Raw genomic sequence first — 19,076 nt, forward strand, 5'->3', positions numbered from 1 at the left:
CGATCAGCGAAGAGGCGAAACCCGCCGGTAACCTCGTCGCCCGCCGTCCCGAGGAATATTCACCCGCCCGCGTGACTTATGCTCGGTACTGCAGCTGGTTCGCTGCGCCCGCGAGTTGGAGCCCCGAGCGCCGGGTGGCAGCGTCGAAACCGGTCCCTAGCGGCCGGCCAGAGGGAACCCGGTGGGAATCCGGGACTGTCCCGCAGCGGTGTGCAGGAACGACCGCCGTCATGAGCACTGGGGAAACCTGGGAAGCGACGGCCAGTAGGAAACCCCGACGGGGAGCGCCTGCGAGTCCGAAGACCTGCCAACTGTGCCGGATACGCCGTATCCGGCGGCCACCGCCTCGTGGATCGGGCGACCGGGCACCAGTGCACACACCGGAGAACTCCGGTGCGACCGAACGAGATGTCGCCCAGCGGCGCAGCGCGGACGGACCAACCGTCTGCCGACCGCTCGGGCCGCTACGCAGCTCGCTCGGCAACTCGGGCTCCGTCCGCTCGGTGAGGGCAGTGGCCAGTGGCTTCCAGCACTGGAGAGAGACTGTGACTGTTCACAACCCTTTCACCGCAACGGTTCTCGGCACGGCGCGGATCGGGCCGCGGCGCGAGTTGAAACGCGCGACCGAGGGCTACTGGGCCGGTCGTCTCGGCGCCGACGAGCTGCGCGCCGTCGGCCGTGAGCTGCGCACCCGGCAGCTGACCGAGTTGACCGCGGCCGGACTGGACTCCGTTCCGGTCGGCACCTTTTCCTATTACGACCAGATGCTCGACACCACGGCCATGTTCGGCGCGCTGCCCGCGCGGGTGGCCGGGATCGCCGACCCGCTGGATCGGTACTTCGCGGCGGCCCGCGGCACCGAGAACGTCGAGCCGCTGGAGATGACCAAGTGGTTCGACACCAACTACCACTATCTGGTTCCCGAGATCGGCCCCGGAACCACCTTCACGCTGCATCCGGACAAGCTGCTCGACGAGCTGCACGAGGCGCGTCAGCTCGGTGTCCCGGCGCGGCCGGTGATCATCGGGCCGTTCACCTTCCTGAAGCTGGCGAAGGGCGCGGAGGACACCGACGACACCGGCGGCATCGCGCCGCTGGACCGGCTGAACGATCTGCTCCCGCACTATCGCGACCTGCTGGGCCGGCTGGCGAACGCGGGCGCCGACTGGGTGCAGATCGACGAGCCGGTGCTGGTCACCGACCTGTCCGATGCCGAGCTGGCGCAGGTGCGCCGTGCCTACGCCGAGCTGGCCGGGGCGGGGCGACGCCCGGCGATCCTGGTCGCGACCTACTTCGGCCGTCCGGGGCCCGCGCTGCCCGCGCTGGCGGATATGGGGGTGGAGGGCATCGCCCTGGACTTCGTTTCCGGCACCACCGTGGACGACGTGGCCGCCGTCCCGGCCCTGGCGGACAAGCTGGTCGTGGCGGGCGTCGTCGACGGCCGCAACGTCTGGCGCACCGACCTCGACCACGCGCTGTCGACGCTGGGCACGCTGCTGGGCAGCACCGGTGCGCTGGCGGTGTCGAGTTCGAGTTCGCTGCTGCACGTGCCGTATTCGCTGGAGCCGGAAACGGATCTGGATCCGGCGCTGCGGTCGTGGCTGGCATTCGGCGCGGAGAAGGTCGACGAGGTGCGGGTGCTGAACACCGCGCTGCACAAGGGCACCGGGGCCATCGCCGAGGAGCTGAGCACGGCGCGCGAGGCCGCGGCGAGCCGCGGGTCCGACCCGCGCCTGCGCAACGAGCCGGTCCGGGCGCGGCTGGCCGCGCTGGGCGAGGACGCCACCCACCGCTCCCCCGCCGCGGAACGCCGTGCGCTGCAACGGGAACGGCTGAAGCTGCCACTGCTGCCCACCACCACGATCGGCTCCTACCCGCAGACCTCGGCGATCCGGCGGGCCCGGGCCGCGCTGCGCAAGGGCGAGATCACCGCCGAGCAGTATCGTGAGCAGATGCGCACCGAGGTCGCCGATGTCGTTGCGCTGCAGGAGAAACTGGGGCTGGACGTGCTGGTGCACGGCGAACCCGAGCGCAACGACATGGTGCAGTACTTCGCCGAACAGCTCGACGGCTTCTTCGCCACCGCCAACGGCTGGGTGCAGTCCTACGGCACCCGCTGCGTGCGGCCGCCGATCCTGTACGGGGACGTGGCCCGCCGGGCGGCGATGACCGTCGAGTGGATCGAGTACGCCCAATCGCTGACCGATAAGCCGGTCAAGGGCATGCTCACCGGTCCGGTGACGATTCTGGCGTGGTCGTTCGTGCGCGACGATCAGCCGCTGGCCGATACCGCGCGGCAGGTCGCCCTGGCGATCCGGGACGAGACGGTGGATCTGCAGTCCGCCGGAATCCGCGTCGTCCAGGTCGACGAGCCGGCGCTGCGGGAGCTGCTGCCGCTGCGGGCCGGGGCTGAGCAGGCATACCTGGACTGGGCGGTGACCGCGTTCCGGCTGGCGACCAGCGGTGTCTCGGATGCCACCCAGATCCACACGCACCTGTGCTATTCGGAGTTCGGTGAGATCATCGGGGCGATCGCGGCGCTGGACGCCGACGTCACCTCGATCGAGGCGGCGCGTTCGCATATGGAGGTGCTCGACGACCTGAACGCCGCGGGGTTCCATCTCGGTGTCGGTCCGGGTGTCTACGACATCCACTCGCCGCGTGTGCCCGGTGTGGAGGAGATCACCGCGTCGCTCCGGTCGGCACTGAAAGCCGTTCCGGCCGAACGGCTCTGGGTCAATCCGGACTGCGGTCTGAAGACCCGCGGACCGGACGAGGTGCAGGCGTCGCTGCGCAACATGGTGACCGCCGCACAGGCCGTGCGCCGGTAACAGCGCCGGGCCGGCCGCGCGACATCGTGGTTCGTGCGGCCGGCCGCCGCGCCGATCCGTTCGGCAGCGCGACCGGTGACGCCGGATCGTCCGGGATGCCGTCGGCCGAAGCCGGATGGGTCGGCCCGTGCCGCCGAGGGGCCGCGGGTCAGGCGGCCCCGACCGGCCGCTGCGGCACACCGTGATAGGCCGACAGCGGGCGGATCAGCGCGTTGGACTGGGACTGCTCGATGATGTGCGCGGTCCAGCCGGTGATGCGGCTCATCACGAAGATCGGTGTGAACATGTCGATGTCGAAGCCCATCAGGTAGTAGGCGGGCCCGGCCGGGAAGTCCAGATTGGGTTCGATGCCGGTGAATTCCGCCATCGCCGCCTCGAGTTCGGCGTACATCCGCAACCAGTCCCCGCCGTCGGTCACCTCCGCGACCTGCTCCAGGGCGGCCTTCATGGTCGGCACCCGGGAATCGCCGCTACGGTAGACCCGGTGGCCGAATCCCATCACCTTCTCCTTGCGGGACAGCTTGTCCCGCAGCCATTCCCGGGCCAGTTCCGGCCGGCCGATCGCCAGCATGGCGTGCATGACCGCCTCGTTCGCACCGCCGTGCAGCGGCCCCTTCAGGGTGCCGATGGCCGCGGTGACGGCGCTGTACATATCCGACTCGGTGGAGGTGACCACGCGGGCGGCGAAGGTGGAGGCGTTGAAACTGTGCTCGGCGTAGAGGATCAGCGAGGTCTCGAACGCCCGCACCAGGCGCGGGTCCAGGTGCCGGTCGGCCCCGGTGGCCTCGCCGAAGCACATGACGAGGAAGTTCTCGGCGAACCCGCGCCGCTCGTCCGGGGCGATCGGCGCCAGTCCGCGGCGGCGGCGCAGATCCGCCGCGATGACCGTGGGCAGCATCGCGGTCATCCGCAATGCCTTGGCCAGCAGGGCATCCGGGCTCTTGCCCCGATCCTCCAGCGGGTCCTCGGCACCGAGGTAGCTGACAACGGTGCGCACGACGTCCATCGGATGGCAGGTCTCGGGCAGCCGGCCGATCAGCGCGAGCAGCGAGCGGTCGATGTGCCGCAGGGCGCGTTCGCGCAGGCACAGCGCCCGCAGCTGGTCGGGGTCGGGCAGTTCGCCGTACCAGAGCAGATGGGCGATCTCCTCGAAGCGGCAGTGCCGGGCCAGATCCTGCACCGGGTAGCCCCGGTAGGTCAGGGAGTTGGTCTCGGGGACGACCTTCGAGATGGCGGTGGTGTCCACCACCACCCCCGCCAGGCCCTTCTTGATCTCGGTCATGGGGTCACTCACTCACCGTGAAATCGAATATGCCGGAATCGAATTCGTTGTAGCCGCGATAGTCGAGCAGGTCGTACAGCCGGGCGCGGTGCTGCATGCGGTCGAGCAGACCGGTTTGCGTTCCGCTGTCGGCGATCTCGCGCAGCCCGGCCTCCACGGCGAACATCGCGAGGCGCAGTGTGGTCACCGGGTAGATGACGGCGTTGTAGCCGAGGTCCTCCAGCGTCCGCGCGGACAGCAGCTCCGACTTGCCGAACTCGGTCATATTCGCCAGCAGCGGAATGTCCACGGCGGCACGGAACCTCGCGAACTCGGACTCGTCCGCCAGCGCCTCGGTGAAGATCAGGTCGGCGCCCGCGTCCACGTACGCCTTCGCTCGGTCGATCGCGGCGGACAACCCCTCGACGGCACGGGCATCGGTGCGAGCGCAGACCACGAATCCGGGATCCCGCCGTGCCGATACCGCCGCCCTGATCCGGCGGGCCATGTCCGCGGCCGGTACGACGGCCTTCCCGTCGAGGTGGCCGCACCGCTTGGGATTCACCTGATCCTCGATATGGCACCCGGCCAGGCCCGCGTCCTCCAGGAGCGTGATCGTGCGGGCCGCGTTCATCGGTTCCCCGAACCCGGTGTCGGCATCGATCAGCGTCGGCAGATCGGTGACCCGAGCGATCTCCCGTCCCCGTTCGGTGACCTCGCTCAGCGTGGTGAGCCCGATATCGGGCAGCGCCAACTCGGCCGAGACCACCGCGCCCGACACGTACGTGCCCTCGAATCCGATCTCCTGCATCAGCTTGGCCACCAAGGGATTGAACGCCCCGGGGAGCCGCTGAATCCGCCCGCTGCCCAGCCCGGCCCGCAACGCCGTACGCTTCTGCGCCGGCGTGGTCGACGCCGCCATCGGCCCCGTCATGCCGACCACCGGGCCCGTCGGCAGGCCGCGGTGCGGGCGTGCCGCCGACAGCCGGGCGAGACCGGAGCTGCCGACCCCGCAACGGCGCCTCCGTCGTTCCGGCGTGCTTGTGGCCGGAATCGACAAGTGCCGGTGATGGATCCCGGCCGGGAGCATGCCGGCATGACGGGGAAGGATGCCGAGGTGACGGGAACCGGTGGCAACCGCCGTGGCAGCACTACGATCGCGACATGACCGAGCCCCTGCGCTACCGCCTGATCACCGGCCCCGACGACGTCACGTTCTGCGAGCGGATCAGCACACTGCTCGAGGAGGGGTACCGGCTGCACGGGTCGCCGTCGGTGACGTTCGACGGCACGCGGGTGGTCGCGGCGCAGGCCGTGGTCCGGGATCCGCACTGACATCAGAAGATTCCCTTTCCGGTCGAAGGTTCCGTCGCCAGGATCTCCGGGGCGACGGTGCAGGTCAGTTGATCGAGTTCGTCCGGGCGCAGCAGCGGGGTGCGTTGCGCCGCATCGAGAAAGCGGTCCTGCTCGGCGGGTTCGAGTACGCCCTCGGCGAGGGTGCGGAACTTGGCGACGTACTGCTCGCGGCCGAACGGCCGCCGTCCCAGCGGATGCGCGTCGGCCACCGCCAGTTCGTCGACGATCGTCTCGCCGCTGTCCAGCGTCACCACCGCCCGTGCGCCGAAGGCCTTGTCGTTCGGGTCGGCCGAGTGGTAGCGGCGGGTCCACTCGGGGTCCTCGACGGTGCGGATCTTGTGCCACAGCGCCACGGTGTCGGGCCGCCGGGCCCGCTCCGGCGCGTAGGAGCGCTCGTGATGCCAGGTTCCGTCCTGCAACGCGACCGCGAAGATGTAGGGCACCGAATGGTCGAGGGTCTCCCGTCCGGCGTTCGGGTCGTACTTCTGCGGATCGCCGGACCCGCTGCCGATCACCACGTGCGTGTGGTGGCTGGTGTGCAGCACGATCGAGGCGATCCGGCCGAGATCGCCGAGCCGTTCCCGCATCCGCCGCGCCAGGTCGATCGGCGCCTGGCTCTGGTACTCGGCGGAGTGCTCCTTGGTGTAGCTGTCCAGGATCGCCCGCTTCGGCTCGCCCGGAACCGGCAGCGGCACGGCGTATTCCGCGTCCGGTCCGTTCAGCAGCCGCGCGATCACCCCGTCCTCGCCCTCCCAGATCGGGGCGGGCGCGGTCTCCCCGCGCATCGCGCGGTCCACCGCCTCCACCGCCGCCTTCCCGGCGAAGGCGGGGGCGTACGCCTTCCAGCTCGAGATCTCCCCCTTGCGCGACTGCCGGGTCGCGGTGGTGGTGTGCAGGGCCTGGCCGATGGCCTGATAGATCGTCTCGCCGTCGAGACCGAGCAGGGTGCCGATCCCGGCCGCCACCGACGGACCCAGGTGGGCGACATGGTCGATCTTGTGCTCGTGCAGGCAGATTCCGCGCGCCAGGTCGATCTGGATCTCGTAACCGGTTGCCAGGGCGCGGATCAGCTCGGCGCCGCCGCGCCCGGTGTGCTGCGCGACCGCCAGGATCGGCGGAATGTTGTCGCCCGGATGGGAGTACTCCGCGGCCAGGAAGGTGTCGTGAAAATCCAGCTCCCGCACCGCGACCGCGTTGGCCCAGGCCGCCCACTCGGGCGAGAACCGCTGCGCGGCAGGTAATCCGAAGACCGTGGCGCCGGGTGTGTACGGATGCGCCTGCGCCTGCCGCCGGGCGGTCGTCGGCGGGCGCCTGCGCAGCGCGGCCGCCGCCACCCCGGCATTGTCGATGATCCGGTTGACGATCATCTCGGCAACCTCGTCCGGCACGGCAACCGGGTCGGCGGCCACCTGCGCGATCCGGGTCGCCAGATGGTCGGGGCGGGGGAAATCATCGGCCGCCGCGCGGGCACGTACGATATGAGGCTTCATACTTCGCACGCTACGCAGCGATGACTCGGGACAAAACGCCTCGCAATGGCAGATTTTTGTCGGCGAGTACCGCCATAATTGCAAGGTTTGCGAAGCCAGTGGGTAGCATCGGCGGCGTGCGCAAGATGTATGCGGGTGCCCGACTACGGCGGTTGCGCGAGGAACGGCGGATGACCCAGGCCGCACTGGCCAAGTCGCTGGAGCTGTCCCCCAGCTACCTCAATCAGCTCGAGCGCGATCAACGTCCGCTCACCATTCCGGTACTCCTGAAACTGAACTCGACGTTCGATCTGGACGTGCAGTTCTTCGCCGCAGACTCGGACGCCCGGCTGGTCTCCGACCTGCACGAGGTGCTGGTGGAGGCCGCCGGCGGCACCGCCCCGCCCGCCGCCGAGGTCGAGGATCTCGCCACCCGCCTGCCCGAGGTCGCCAAGACCATCGTCGCCATGCACCGCCGGTTGCGCGCCGCAACCGACCAGCTGGACCTGCTATCCGCCAAGGTCGCGACCCCGACCGGCGCGCCCGGCGTGCCGATGCCGTACGAGGACGTCCGCGACTTCTTCTACGACCATCACAATCACATCGCCCAGCTGGACCTGGCCGCCGAGCGGCTGTTCGACGAATGCGGCCTGTCCATCGGGTCGCTGGATCGGCAACTGGCCCGCGTCGCCGAGGAGAAGGCGGGCGTCACCGTGCTGGTGCGCGGCGACGGCGCCGACCCGGCCATTCCGAAACGCCATTTCGACCCCGAGACCCGCACGCTCACGCTGGCCCGGCGGTTGCGGCCTGGACAGCGCGCCTTCCAGATCGCGACCACCCTGGCCTTCCTGCTGTACGGCCCGCTGATCGACGAGGTGGTCAGCGACACCCCCTCGCTGACCGGGGAATCGCGGGCGCTGGCCCGGGTCGGGCTGGCCAACTACTTCGCCGGCGCGCTGGTGCTGCCGTACGGGAAGTTCCTGCGGTCGGCCGAGGAGCTGCACTACGACATCGACCTGCTCGGCCTGCGCTTCGAGGTGGGTTTCGAAACCGTCTGCCACCGCCTGAGCACCCTGCAGCGGCAGGGGCAGCGCGGGGTGCCGTTCTTCTTCGTGCGCACCGACCGCGCCGGCAATATCTCCAAGCGCCAGTCCGCCACGGCGTTCCACTTCTCCCGCGTCGGCGGCAGCTGCCCGCTCTGGGTCGTGCACGAGGCGTTCGCCCACCCCGGCCGCATCCTCACCCAGGTGGCGTCGATGCCCGACGGGCGGCGCTATCTCTGGGTGGCCCGCACCGCCCACTCGGCGCCGCGCGGATACGGCACGGCGGCAAAGGAATTCGCCATCGGCCTGGGCTGCGACATCGAATACGCCGACCGCCTGGTGTATTCCAAGGGCCTGCAACTCGACGACCCCTCGGCGGCCATCCCGATCGGCGCCGGATGCAAGGTGTGCGAGCGATCGTCCTGCCCGCAGCGCGCCTTTCCGCAGATCGGCCGCCCGCTGGCGGTCACCGAGAACACGTCGGTCGATCTGCCGTACCCCCGCGCATCCCGCCCACCCACGGTAGGCGCGGAACTACCGGTCTCGCCGCGCTGAGGGGGGCGCCCCTGCTGTCAGCGTTTTCCGGTGCGGGTGGCGCCCACCGAGGCGGCCACGACGCAGGCGATGCCGCACCACTGCGGGAGGCCGAGGAGCTGGCCGAGGACGGCCAGGCCGGCGAGGGCGGCGACGGCGGGTTCGAGGCTCATGAGCACGCCGAAGACGCGGGGCGGGATGCGGCGCAGGGCCTCGAGCTCGACCGAGTACGGCAGCACCGAGGACAGGAGCGCGACGGCGAAACCCGCGAGCAGCACGGACGGTTCGAGCAGGGCGGTGCCCGCGCCGGCGATGCCGACCGGTGCCATCAGGATGCCGCCGAAGGCCATTGCCAGCGCCAAACCGCCACCGCCGCTGGTCTTTTCGCCGAGTTTGGCACCGGCCAGGATGTAGCAGGCCCAGCAGGCCGCGGCGGCGAGAGCGAAGGCGACACCGCTCCACGCCACCGGCCCGTCGGCCTGGGTGAGCAACAGCACGCCGCCCCCGGCCAGCATCGCCCACACCGGGTCGGTCCAGCGACGCGATCCGGCCAGGGCGACCGCCAGCGGGCCGAGGAACTCGATGGTCACCGCCATGCCGAGCGGGATGCGGGCGATCGCCTCGTAGAAGAAGAAGTTCATCGCCGCCAGCACCGTGCCGTAGGCAATCACCACCGGCAGGGCGCGGCGCTCGATGCGCAGCGACGAGCGCCAGAACACCAGCAGCACGGCGCCCGCGAAGAACAGCCGCAGGCTCACCGCACCCGCGGGGCCCGTGGCGGCGAACAGCTTGTTGGCCACCGCCGCGCCGACCTGGACGCTGACGATCCCCGTCAGCACCAGCATCGTCGGCGGAACGCCACCGATCCCCGTCCGCGCCGACAGCCGCGAGAACAGCTGCGTCACCGCGGGTTTCCGGCCCCATTCGAGGTCGATCGCTACCACCGGTTCTCCCTTCTCATCGCCGCCGCCGAGCCATCCCCCTGCGGGGCAGCATCGCACCCACCGTCGACATGCTTCCACCCGGTATCGATTCCCCCGCCCCGCGCCTGCGGTGAGAGGTTTCGTTCGTCGCAGCCGGGCCGCATCGCTCACGGGAGGTCGCCGTCGGCCGGCCGTAGCATGTCGCGCATGGACGGGTTTCTGTTGTTCTTACTGTCGGTCGGCCCGATCGTCCTGATCACCGGCGGCTTCGCCTGGGTGACGACCCGCGCTCGCCGCCGCGGGCTCGGTGTGTCGGTCATCGGACCGTTCCAGGACATCTGGGATCCGGGAGCCGGCCGCACCGTCCTCGAGATCGAGGTCCGAGCCGAGCTGCGAGCACCGGCACCCTCACCGGACGACCCGCCACACCCCTCCACACGCTGACAACCACATCGCACCCGACTTCCATCCGCTGCCGGAACCGATATACGACCACCCCCGCAGCACCGGGTCTCCCACTCCGGCCCAGCCAGTCTCACTCGGGCGCCGAACCCAACCTCTACCGGTCCGACACACCAAACCCGTCACCCGGCAAACCTCAACCCGGTCGCCGGGACACCACCCAGCGCACATCGTCCAGGCGCAACGCCGAGCCCGCCGCCCCGGCACCCGTCGATCCGGCGCACCCCGACTCCGTCATACCTGCGCGCTTCGGCCGGAATCCCACGGCCCGAGGCGGCACGGATCCCGGCCGAGAGCATGCCGGGAGGACGGTAGCTGGGCGGGGACGTGCCGGTGACGGCAGGCAAGCCGGGCGTGCTGGGCCGACGGATTGCAGGTGGACGGATACGACGGAGCCGGCTACGACTTGGCCAGGTATTCCAGGCGCTCGGCGTCGACGGCGGCGTGCATCATGGTGGCCAGGCCGGGGTGGTCGCGCAGGCCCGGGTCGGAGTCGACCACCTCTCGGGCCAATTGTTGTGCGGCGGTGATGACTTCGAGATCGTCCAGCAGTGACAGCAGGCGGAGGCTGCGGGCGGTGCCGGACTGGGCGGAGCCGAGCACGTCGCCCTCGCGGCGCTGGCGCAGATCCAGTACCGACAGCTCGAAGCCGTCGAGGGTGCCCGCGACCGCCTCGAGCCGAGCCATGGCGCCGCCCATCGGCGAGGTCTCGGTGATGAGCAGGCACAGGCCCGGATGCTTGCCGCGGCCGATGCGCCCGCGGAGCTGATGCAGCTGGCTGACCCCGAACCGGTCGGCGTCCACGATCACCATCACGGTCGCATTGGGCACGTCCACGCCGACCTCGACGACCGTGGTGCACACCAGCACGTCGATCTCATCGTCGTTGAACGCGCGCATCACCCCGTCCTTCTCGTCGCTGGGCAGGCGCCCGTGCAAGAGCCCCACGCGCAGATCGGACAGCGGGCCGGAGCTCAGCGTCTCGAAGACGTCGACCGCCGCATGCGTGGTCGGCTCCTCCTTCTCCTCGTCCGCTTTCGCCTTGCGGCCCTTACCCTTTCCACCCGCGGCCGCGTCGGGCTCGTCGCCGATGCGCGAGCATACGACGTACGCCTGCCGGCCTGCCTCGACCTCCTCGCGAATGCGCTCCCACGCCCGATCCACCCAGGCCGGATGCATCTTGGCCGGAACGACCCGCGTGGTGATGGGCGAACGGCCGCGCGGCAGTTCGGTCAGCGTGGAGGTCTCCAGATCACCGAGAGTCGTCATCGCGATCGTGCGCGGGATCGGCGTGGCCGTCATCACCAGCAGGTGCGGGCTGACACCGTCCTTCGCCTTGGCGCGCAACGCGTCCCGCTGCTCGACGCCGAAGCGGTGCTGCTCGTCGACGATCACCATGCCCAGGTCGTAGAACTCGACCGCGTCCTGGATCAGCGCGTGCGTGCCGATGACGATTCCCGCCTCGCCGGTGACCGCGTCCAGCAGGGCCGCCTTCTTCGCGCCCGCCGACATCGAGCCCGTCACCAGGACCACCTTGGTGGCGTTGTCGGCCGCACCCAGCTCGCCCGCGGCGCCGAGATCGCCGAGCATTCCGCGCAGCGACCGATAGTGCTGGGCGGCAAGCACTTCCGTCGGCGCCAGCAGCGCGCACTGCTGACCGGCGTCGACCACCTGCAGCATCGCGTGCAGGGCCACGACCGTCTTGCCGGAGCCGACCTCGCCCTGCAGCAGCCGGTGCATCGGATGGTCGCGGGACAGGTCGCCGGAGATCTCGGCGATCACCTTCCGCTGCCCCGCCGTCAGTTCGAACGGCAGGCGCTGTCCGAAGGCCGCCGCGATACCGTCGGTGCGGGGCGGGCACGGGCGTGCCGATCGGTCCTCGGCGTCGTGGCGGCGTTCGGCGAGCACCAGTTGCAGGGCCAGCGCCTCGTCGAAACGCAAACGCTCCCTGGCCTGTTCGATATCGGACTTGTGCTCGGGCAGGTGGATCAGCCGCAGCGCGTCGGATATGGCCATCAGTCCGCGATCGTCGCGAATGTCCCGCGGCAGTGGATCATCGATCGGATCCAGCTGGTCGAGGACCTGCCGCACGCATGCCAGCAGATCCCAGCTCTGCACCTTCGCCGTCGCCGGATACACCGGGATGTACTCGCGCTCGAAGAACGAGACATCCACTCCCCCGGCGCCCTTCGCGCTCTCCGCCAGCCCGCGCAGACTGCCGGAACCGCGGACCGAGGTGAGGTTCTCCACCGACTCGCCCGCCTCGGGCATGATCAGATAGGACGGGTGCGACAGGTTCCACCGGTCCGGCCGCCAGTAGTGCACGGTGCCCGACATCATCGCCCGAACACCCTGTTTGACAAGGTAACTCACCTTCCTGCCGTTGAAGAAGGTGATCTCGACCGGGCGGGATGAGCCGGCGTCCAGCTCGACCTTCAGCAGTTCGCCGCGGCGCTGGCGCATCGGCCGCAACTCGGCCTTGACCACTCGGCCGACCACGGTGATGTGCGCGCCCTCCTCCGGCTGCTCCTCCGTCAGGGGCTGCCCCTGCGTGGCGTAGCGCGCCGGGTAGTGCCGCAGCAGATCCTCGACGGTGTGCATGTCGAAGGCGTCGGCCAGCGATTCGGCCGCCTTCACACCCAGCACGTGGTCGAGCCGGTCGCCCAGTGTCGTCATCTATTCCACCCCGATCTGCACCAGGTCGGCGGACTGTCCGCCGTCGTAGGTGACCACCTCGACGCCGGGAAAGGTCGCGGCGATGTACTCGGTGAGCGCCGCACCCAGCCCGGCCGGAACGTCGGCGCCCAGCAACAGCGTGACCAGTTCGCCGCCCAGGCCCAGCATCCGCCGCAGCAGCGTGCGGGCGGCCGTGCCGAGGTCGGGGTCGATCACGACGACGTCGTTGCCGACCAGGCCGAGGGCATCGCCCTGCTCGCAGGTGCCGACGATGGTCAGCGCCCGCTCCGCCGCCACCCGCAGCGCGCCCCACCGGGTGGCGGCGGCCGCCTCCGACATGGCGAACACGTCGTCGGCGGCGGTGCGGCCGGCGTCGTGCAGGGCGAGCGCCGCCAGGCCCTGCACCATCGACCCGCTCGGCAGCATCAGTACCTCCCGCTGACCGCCCCGCGCTGCGACGCTGACCGCGACCAGTTCGTGCGCGGGCAGGGCGCCGTTCGGCAGCACCACGACCTCGCGGTGCGGCATGTTCCGGATGGCGGACAGCAGCGTCTCGGTGGTCACCGCGCCGCGCAGGACCAGTGCACCGCCGTCCTCGAACAACCGGGCCGTGCCCGGACCCACCGCTACGGCGAGAATCCCGCGGTCGGCCGGGCCGGACGTCCCGAGCTGATTCGTGACCAGCCCCTCGATGCGGATACGACTCGGCGTGCCCGCGGCCAGCCCCGCCTCGACCGCCGCGCCCGCGTCGGCGCAGTGCACGTGCGCCGACCAGGTACCGGCGCCGTCGCCGACCACGACCACCGAATCACCCAGCCGCGCAAGAGATTCGCGCAGAGCGGCGATACGGTGTTCGTCGCTGCCGGAGAGCAGGTACATCACCTCGTACTGCGGGTGCGCGCCCGGCGCAGGACCGTTCGCACCCTCGTCCGGTGCACAGCCCTCGAGGGTCTGCGCCACATCCGCAGACGACGCGACGACAGCGATCGCCTCGCCGGACGACTCCCCTGCCCGATCGTCTTCGATCACCTCCGAGGAGCCGGTGCGCGCGGCGGTCCGACGTGCACCGGCACCCGCAGGAACCGACCCGGACTCGGCCTCTCCCACAGTCACCGACCCCGACATGTCCCGTGCGGGTATCGGCCCGGAGGCCGTGTACTCCTGGCGCGTCGGGAGCTGCCCTGTCACCTCTGTCACCAGCGCGTCCAGCAGTACCAGCAGGCCGCGTGCTCCCGCGTCCACCACTCCGGCGGCGCGCAAGATGTTCAGTTGCGACGGCGTATCGCCCAGCGCCTTCGCCGCGCCGTCGGCCGCCGCCAGCGCCACGGCCTCGAGCGTGTCCTCGGCGCAGTCCTCCGCTCGGTCGGCCGCGGCCTCCAGCACCGTCAGCATCGTCCCCTCGACCGGCTCGCTCAAGGCATCGCGGACCAGAACGGCGGCGCGGCGCAGGGCCCCGCGCAGCGTCTCGGCCGTCAGCGGCCCCGCCGCCGCGGCCTCGGCGACCCCGCGCAGCACCTGGGACAGGATGATGCCCGAATTCCCGCGCGCCCCAGCGGTTGCCGCACGCGCCATCGCACCCGCCACCATCAGCGACGAGGACCCGTCCCCCTCCGCCTGCTCGACCGCCTCGGCGGCCCCGACGGCGGCGCGCATGGTCGCGAGCATGTTGGTGCCGGTATCGGCGTCGGCCACCGGGAAGACGTTCAGCGCGTTGATCTCGTCGTGGTGCCGTACCAGTCCGTCCAGGCAGAGCCGACCCCACCGCGCGAGCGCGGCACCGTTCAGCTCCTCCCGGATCCCGGGCACGTCACCGTCCTTTCCCACCACAACCGATCCCACCGAACCGCCCGCCAGCCTAGTAGGCCCGACCGACACATCCGCAGCGCAGTAACCTCATCGCACCACCGACCTCGATGTACCCGAAATCACGTCACCCGACCAATCGAGCACGGCGGTCCGAGCCGCGACGGCAGATCCGACCGGACCGATCGAACGCCGACCCGACCGATCGGACGCCGGCCGCACCCGACCCGATCGGACACCCGTCGGCCCCGACCCGATTGGACATCGATAACGGCCCCCCGCTACCCTTGCAGGGTTGCCTCACGTGGCCGTCGGTCGGCCGCGTTCGTCGGCGGTATCCGCCGACAGGCATTGACCAAGGTTTTAGGACTGGCCGTCCCGTGTGGGCGGCGGTCCCGACATGACACGAAGGAGTTCGCGACTATGGCTGCCGTCTGCGACGTCTGCGCCAAAGGCCCCGGCTTCGGTAAGTCGGTTTCGCACTCGCACCGGCGCACCAACCGTCGCTGGAACCCGAACATCCAGACCGTCCGCGCGCAGGTCGCGCCGGGTAACACCCGTCGGATGAACGTCTGCACCTCCTGCCTGAAGGCGGGCAAGGTCGTTCGCGGCTGAGTGCTCGGCGGGCCGACCCCCACGCGAGAACGGCGCCCCGGCGCACCCGACAGGGTGTCCGGGGCGCCGTCGTCGTTGCCGGCCGAAGACCGGAGTGATTTCGGGAAGTGATTTCGGGAGGGGACAGATGGCGGAACACGCCTGGCGGATCGCACCCCTGGCGGCGGAGCACACCCGCAGCCTCGCCGAATGCCATATCGCCTGCTGGCGGGAGGCGTACCGGGACCTGGTGCCGCAGCATGTGCTCGCGGCCTTCGACGTCGATCGCCGGGCCGACGGTTGGGAACGCATCCGGGTGCGACATCCCGGTTCCACGGTGGTCGCGCTGGTGGCCGACACCGTCGTCGGATTCGCCGGCGCCGGGCCACCTGGCGACGAAACACCGGTCACCGCTTGGGAACTGAGCGCCATGTACGTCCGGGCCACCTGGTACGGCTCCGGTCTCGCCCACGACCTGATGCGCGCGGTCCTCCGCCCCGACACCGACACCTCGTTGTGGGTGTTCGAGGATAATCCGCGCGCCCAAGCCTTCTATCGCAAATACGGTTTCGAACTCGACGGCACGCGCCGCGTCGAGGACTTCACGCCCGCCATGCAGGTCCGCATGATCCGGCGCCGCGCGCCCGTCGCACTCACTCGCCGCCGTTGAGGCAGTCCAGCTCGTTCTGCGCGCTGACACTCTGCAGCAGGCACAGGCCCCGGGCGTTCACGTTCGACGACAGCGAGGCCGAACCGGTCTGCGGATCCCACAGCGCCAGCACCGGCGCGGCCTGTCCGGCGGGTGCCTCCTGCGGTACCGCGGGTGCGGGCTCCAGCCGAAGCGGCGCGGCCTGCGCGGCAACGGGTGCCCCGAATACGGCCGCACCGGCGGCGACGGTGACGACAGCACCACGCACGGATTTCATCTGCATGCACTTTCTCCTGACTCGTTCGAGCGTCATCGCTCCGGTCAGGGCAGCCGCCAATCGACCGGAGCGGCACCTAATGTACCCAGCAATTCGTTCGTTCGTGAGAATGGCCTCGATCCGAAGAATCCACGCGAAGCGGACAGCGGTGAGGGATGCGCGGATTCGATGCAGGGCACGCCCTCCAGCATCGGCTTCAGCGTCGAGGCATCGCGGCCCCACAGGATCGCCACCAGTGGCTGCTTGCGGGCGACGAGCGCGCGAATCGCCTGCTCCGTCACCGGCTCCCAGCCCTTGCCGCGATGCGAGGCGGGCTGGCCCGGCTGCACGGTGAGCACCCTGTTCAGCATCAGCACGCCCTGATCCGACCACGGCGACAGGTCACCGCACGTCGGCGTCGGATGGCCGAGATCCTTGGAGTACTCCGAGAAGATGTTGGCGAGGCTGCGCGGAACCGGCGAAACGTCCGGCGCCACCGAGAAACTCAGGCCCATGGCGTGGCCCGGCGTGGGGTACGGGTCCTGGCCGACGATCAGCACCCGGACCTTGTCGAAGGGACGCTGGAACGCGCGTAGCACGTTCTCGCCCTTCGGGAAGTAGCCGCGCCCGGCCGCGTTCTCGGCACGCAGGAATTCGCCCATCGCCGCTATCCGGTCGGCAACCGGTTCCAGCGCCTCGGCCCAGCCCGTATCGATGATCTCCGGCAGTGGTTTTGCGCCCATGCCGAAACAACCTAGCGTGATGCGTTCGGCCATGAAAGCTCACCCGCCCTCCGTGAACGATTCCCAGCCGGACGGTCCCGTCCACGGTGCTCCGTCGACGGTCACTCCCCCACCCGCCGCGACCCGTCCGACCGGCCGCCAGCCCTCGGGAAGATGTTGCCCGGCAGCGAAAGTGGCGGCGAAGGCGTGGTCCTCGCCGCCGGTGAGTGCCCAGTCGAGCACGTCGGCACCGAGCAATTCGGCCACCGGCTCCAGTGCCGGGTCGGCGAGCGCCGCCGAGTCGATGTCGGCGGCGACGCCGGAGGATTCGGCGATATGCCCGAGATCGGCGAGCAGGCCGTCGGAGACATCGATCAGCGCCGTGATCGCGGCCCCGGCGGGCATGCCCAGCACCGTGCCGTAGGACGGCCGCGGAACCCGATGCGCGGCAACGACTTCGGGGAAGCTCTCGAGGTTCGCACCCGAGCCGAGCAGCGCCAGTCCAGCCGCCGACCAGCCCAGCCGCCCGGCCACCGCCACGATGTCGCCGGGGCGTGCCCCGGAACGCAACACCGGACGGTCCGGGGGGTCACCGAACGCGGTCACCGAGATCACCAGCAGCGGGCTGCGCACCACATCGCCGCCGGCGATCGAGCCTCCCGCGCGGCGCGCCTCGGACCACATACCGTCGACGAACCCGTCCACGAATTCGACCGGAGTGTCGGCGGGGCAGCCCAGCGACACCACGAACGCGCTCGGCGCCGCGCCCATCGCGACCACGTCGGCGGCGTTCTGCGCGATGGCCTTCCGCCCGATATCGCCGGGCGCCGACCAGTCGAGCCGGAAGTGGCGGTCCTGCACCAGCATGTCGGTGCTCACGACGTAGCGCCCGGCCGGCGCGGCCACGATCGCCGCGTCGTCGCCGGGGCCGAGCAGCACGCCGGCGCCCTGACCGCGGCCGGCGTTCATGCGCGCGATGAGGGCGAACTCGCCCAGTTCGCGCACCGTGCGCGGGATGCTGTCGGTGATGGCGCTCTCCTTCCGATGGGCCGGCCGGCGCCGGGCGTGATCGACAGTACTGGCGTCGCCGGATGGTGCCCGTACACGACTGCCCGCTGCCGCCATTCGCTACGCTCGGATCCGCATATCCATACCAGCGGCTACGACGGGCCGCCGACCGGCGGCCCCCGATCGAGGACGAGCGGAGAAGAACCCCCGGATGAGCAGCGAGACGGACCGGCCCGACGGCGCAACCCCGTCCGAACAGGACCGATCAGCGGCCGCGACACCGGGAGGCGACCCCACCGCGAGCCCCCGCACCGCCGACTCCCCGGGCAACGAAGACGCCGCTGCCGAGAACGCCGAGCCGGGGTGTGCCGATTCCCCGAGCACCGGCGAGACAGCTGCCGACGCCGCCGAAAGCACCGCCGAGCCGAGCGGCACCGGCTCGGCCGCCACCGAACCCCGGCCCGCCGGCGGGTCGAAGGCCGGCGCCGCCGAAGGCACCAGCGCTCGACCGGCCGAATCGGATACCGGCAAGACCGGCACCGATCCCGGAGACAACGCCGATCCCGGAGACAACGCCGATTCCGGAGACAGCGCTGATCCCGGAGACAGCGCTGATCCCGGAGACAGCGCTGATCCCGGAGACAGCGCTGATCCCGGAGACAACGCCGACGAGACAACCGCCCCGGACGACTCCGAATCCTCGTCCACCGACACCGGCGCAACGGGTACCGACGACGACTCCGAGACGCCCCGGTTCTCCCCCGCCCTCATCGCCACCGCCGTCGCGCTGCCGGTCGCCCTGATCGTCGCGGTTCTGGTGCTCGCGGTGCTGTCGCGGCAGAACCCGGCCCGCGAACCGCTGGCGCTGGGTTCCGTGCCGACTCCCGCTGCCGCCGGGCCGGTGTGTGCGGCGCTGATGCCCGCCCTGCCCGGCGACCTCGGCGACTACAGCCGCGCCGAGCTGGCGCAACCAGCCCCGCCGGCCACCGTCGCCTGGCAGCTGCCCGACGGCGGCGAGCCGATCGTGCTGCGCTGCGGCATGGACCGTCCGCTGGAGTTCAACGGCGCGTCGGCGCTACAGGTGATCAACGGCGTCAACTGGTTCGAGGTGCGCGACCAGACCTCGGGCGCCACCTCCGGCACCTGGTTCGCCGTCGACCGCGGCACCTACATCGCGGTCACCGTCGCCGACGACGCCGGACCGACCCCCTTGCAAGCCATTTCGGACGCGATCACCAAGACCGTCCCCGCCCAGCCGCTCGACCCAGGCCCCCTACCCAACTGACACCGCTCCAGTCACCTCGCGGATGGGCGCCCCGTCCGGCGACTCGATACCGGAACCCACGCACGTCCCGAATCACCCGGAAACCTGGGCCTCCGTACCTGCCGAAGCACCGGTGTATCGCCAACCGCCCGGACCGGGCGCACCTCGCCCGGAGTCAGGCGCGCCCCTTCCCACGGCCCGGCATCCAGCGACTCTGTACCGGAC

Annotated in this window: 15 protein-coding genes, 1 pseudogene and 1 riboswitch; of the genes and pseudogenes, 7 read left to right on the forward strand and 9 right to left on the reverse strand. The window is 70.6% G+C overall.

The genetic code is table 11. From position 1 onward, the window contains the following. Positions 1-140 precede the first annotated feature (140 nt). Positions 141-327: riboswitch (cobalamin riboswitch) on the forward strand. Between the two features lie 218 nt (positions 328-545). Then, positions 546-2,831: a 5-methyltetrahydropteroyltriglutamate--homocysteine S-methyltransferase gene (metE, locus tag D892_RS0139415; RefSeq protein ID WP_036567821.1), complete on the forward strand. Its 2,286-nt coding sequence runs from the start codon at positions 546-548 to the stop codon at positions 2,829-2,831. Positions 2,832-2,979: 148 nt separating this feature from the next. Here the strand turns inward: metE and D892_RS0139425 are convergent, their stop codons facing one another. Both D892_RS0139425 and prpB read right to left on the reverse strand, forming a co-directional pair. Next, positions 2,980-4,113, reverse strand: a complete 1,134-nt coding sequence (locus tag D892_RS0139425) for a bifunctional 2-methylcitrate synthase/citrate synthase (RefSeq protein WP_036567822.1) — start codon at positions 4,111-4,113, stop codon at positions 2,980-2,982. Between the two features lie 4 nt (positions 4,114-4,117). Beyond that, complete coding sequence (gene prpB, locus D892_RS0139430; RefSeq protein WP_024806520.1) at positions 4,118-5,026, reverse strand: methylisocitrate lyase; 909 nt, start codon at positions 5,024-5,026, stop codon at positions 4,118-4,120. 230 nt (positions 5,027-5,256) lie between these two features. Here prpB and D892_RS46165 point away from each other — a divergent pair, with 230 nt between their 5' ends. Next, positions 5,257-5,427: a DUF1737 domain-containing protein gene (locus tag D892_RS46165; RefSeq protein ID WP_084161428.1), complete on the forward strand. Its 171-nt coding sequence runs from the start codon at positions 5,257-5,259 to the stop codon at positions 5,425-5,427. Between the two features lie 2 nt (positions 5,428-5,429). Here the strand turns inward: D892_RS46165 and D892_RS0139445 are convergent, their stop codons facing one another. Beyond that, on the reverse strand, positions 5,430-6,938 hold the full coding sequence (locus D892_RS0139445; RefSeq protein ID WP_024806521.1) for an MmgE/PrpD family protein: 1,509 nt from the start codon (positions 6,936-6,938) through the stop codon (positions 5,430-5,432). Positions 6,939-7,054: 116 nt separating this feature from the next. On the opposite strand from D892_RS0139445, the gene D892_RS0139450 reads away from it, so the two are divergent. Next, positions 7,055-8,515 (forward strand): short-chain fatty acyl-CoA regulator family protein, encoded by a 1,461-nt coding sequence (locus tag D892_RS0139450; protein ID WP_024806522.1) that lies wholly within the window; start codon positions 7,055-7,057, stop codon positions 8,513-8,515. A 17-nt stretch (positions 8,516-8,532) separates the two neighbouring features. On the opposite strand, the gene D892_RS0139455 is transcribed toward D892_RS0139450, so the two are convergent. Beyond that, positions 8,533-9,438 (reverse strand): DMT family transporter, encoded by a 906-nt coding sequence (locus D892_RS0139455; RefSeq protein WP_024806523.1) that lies wholly within the window; start codon positions 9,436-9,438, stop codon positions 8,533-8,535. Positions 9,439-9,624: 186 nt separating this feature from the next. Between D892_RS0139455 and D892_RS0139460 the strand changes: the two genes are divergently transcribed. After that, on the forward strand, positions 9,625-9,861 hold the full coding sequence (locus tag D892_RS0139460; RefSeq protein ID WP_036571584.1) for a hypothetical protein: 237 nt from the start codon (positions 9,625-9,627) through the stop codon (positions 9,859-9,861). Between the two features lie 417 nt (positions 9,862-10,278). On the opposite strand, the gene recG is transcribed toward D892_RS0139460, so the two are convergent. Together recG and D892_RS0139470 are read right to left on the reverse strand one after the other, a co-directional pair. Then, positions 10,279-12,555, reverse strand: a complete 2,277-nt coding sequence (gene recG, locus D892_RS0139465) for an ATP-dependent DNA helicase RecG (RefSeq protein WP_024806525.1) — start codon at positions 12,553-12,555, stop codon at positions 10,279-10,281. Then, a complete protein-coding gene (locus D892_RS0139470) occupies positions 12,556-14,361 on the reverse strand; it encodes a DAK2 domain-containing protein (RefSeq protein WP_024806526.1) in 1,806 nt (601 codons plus the stop codon). A 420-nt stretch (positions 14,362-14,781) separates the two neighbouring features. Here D892_RS0139470 and rpmB point away from each other — a divergent pair, with 420 nt between their 5' ends. Both rpmB and D892_RS0139480 read left to right on the forward strand, forming a co-directional pair. Beyond that, the gene (gene rpmB / locus D892_RS0139475) at positions 14,782-14,973 is read left to right on the forward strand and encodes a 50S ribosomal protein L28 (RefSeq protein ID WP_011210730.1); all 192 of its coding nucleotides are present in this window, start codon (positions 14,782-14,784) and stop codon (positions 14,971-14,973) included. Positions 14,974-15,100: 127 nt separating this feature from the next. After that, a complete protein-coding gene (locus D892_RS0139480; protein WP_024806527.1) occupies positions 15,101-15,622 on the forward strand; it encodes an N-acetyltransferase in 522 nt (173 codons plus the stop codon). Here the strand turns inward: D892_RS0139480 and D892_RS0139485 are convergent. The 3 genes from D892_RS0139485 to D892_RS0139495 are packed head-to-tail and all read right to left on the reverse strand — an operon-like array spanning position 15,606 to position 17,584. After that, on the reverse strand, positions 15,606-15,884 hold the full coding sequence (locus D892_RS0139485) for a hypothetical protein (protein ID WP_024806528.1): 279 nt from the start codon (positions 15,882-15,884) through the stop codon (positions 15,606-15,608). The genes D892_RS0139480 and D892_RS0139485 overlap by 17 nt on opposite strands. A 38-nt stretch (positions 15,885-15,922) precedes the next feature. After that, complete coding sequence (locus D892_RS0139490; protein ID WP_024806529.1) at positions 15,923-16,600, reverse strand: uracil-DNA glycosylase; 678 nt, start codon at positions 16,598-16,600, stop codon at positions 15,923-15,925. Between the two features lie 39 nt (positions 16,601-16,639). Further along, positions 16,640-17,584 carry a thiamine-phosphate kinase gene (locus tag D892_RS0139495; RefSeq protein ID WP_024806530.1) on the reverse strand — a complete coding sequence of 315 codons (945 nt, stop codon included), beginning with the start codon at positions 17,582-17,584 and terminating at the stop codon, positions 16,640-16,642. A gap of 727 nt (positions 17,585-18,311) precedes the next feature. Between D892_RS0139495 and D892_RS49950 the strand changes: the two are divergent. Next, positions 18,312-18,872, forward strand: a pseudogene (locus D892_RS49950) (DUF3515 domain-containing protein); the annotation flags it as partial. Between the last annotated feature and the right edge of the window lie 204 nt (positions 18,873-19,076).

It is taken from the genome of Nocardia sp. BMG51109 (assembly GCF_000526215.1).
Taxonomy (GTDB): Bacteria; Actinomycetota; Actinomycetes; order Mycobacteriales; family Mycobacteriaceae; genus Nocardia.